The 1,016-nt window shown below is 64.7% G+C and carries 1 protein-coding gene; it reads right to left on the bottom strand.

All coding sequences use genetic code 11. The features are described from left to right. Window positions 1-1,016: transposase (locus DER72_RS15990; RefSeq protein ID WP_146209086.1), on the bottom strand; the 1,016-nt coding region annotated here is incomplete at both ends.

The following is a 1,016-nucleotide window of genomic DNA, read 5'->3' as shown; positions in this document are numbered from 1 at the left end:
GAGGTGAACAAGTCTGGTATTCGTGCCTCGGTGCCTGGCGCTCTTCTCCAGAGGGGATAGAAAACACTTCGGCCTTGAGCAAACAGCCGTTGCCAGCCCCGCAGCAGGCTATAGAACGGGAATATCAGCCGGTGGTGTCGCTTCTGACGTTGCGCGTGCCGCACCAACTCCGGCGCTCGGTCCTGATAGGCCGCAAGCAGTGCCCAGGCCAGGCTGGCCAGCGCCACCAGGTTCTGCAGCGTCGTGAAACGGCGTGCCTGGACACCCTCCAGGTCGAACCCCTGCTTGGTGAACCGGTACCCCTCCTCGCAGGCCCAGCGATCCAGGTAAGCCTGAATCATCCGCTCGCCTTGGCGGCGACCACGCACCGGGCGCGTCGTCACCAGCACCAGACGCTCCGACTTCTCATGATCGACAACGATCATCCACAGCGGCGTCTCCGGATGCTCTCGCAGTGTGACCTTGGTGATGCCGAACCGCACCGGGATATGCTGCCCACGGCGCAAGTAGCCGCGGTGCTTCAGTGGCAAATCTCGGGCAATCTGCTGCGACGTCTTGGCGGTATCTCGCCACTGCCAGAAGCGCTGATTGGCGGCCCGGACCAGGACATGACGCTCGGCGCGCAGCCAGGCATCCCACAGCCGACCTCGATCGCCGCCACGATCGATGACCCACAGTGGCCGGCCCTCCACATGGCGCTGCACGGTATCCATCACGCTCAGGATATCGGTGTTTTCACTGCGGTAGCCGCCGCGAGCCGGCGATAGCAGCCGCGTGAGCAGTGGCCAGGTGGTGCCCCGCTTCAGGTCGCGTGCCACCACGCTGATCAGCGGATAACCGCCGACGATCTCGCCGGTATCACCGTCGCGAACGCGGGTTCGGTATTCACTGGTCGGGGCGCCATCCCGATTCAGGTCGCCCGGATCGATGGCCAGCACCATGTCATCGGTGATGTAGGGCGTGATCCGCTGGAGCTGCAGTTGCTCCGCGGCCCAGGCAAGCTCGCTGTGCCGGGA

Origin of the sequence: Halomonas sp. A11-A, from assembly GCF_003182195.1 — a bacterium.
Taxonomy (GTDB): domain Bacteria; phylum Pseudomonadota; class Gammaproteobacteria; order Pseudomonadales; family Halomonadaceae; genus Halomonas; species Halomonas alkalicola.
Note: the sequence above shows the minus strand (reverse complement) of the source record. Positions and strands in the feature narration are given on the sequence as shown.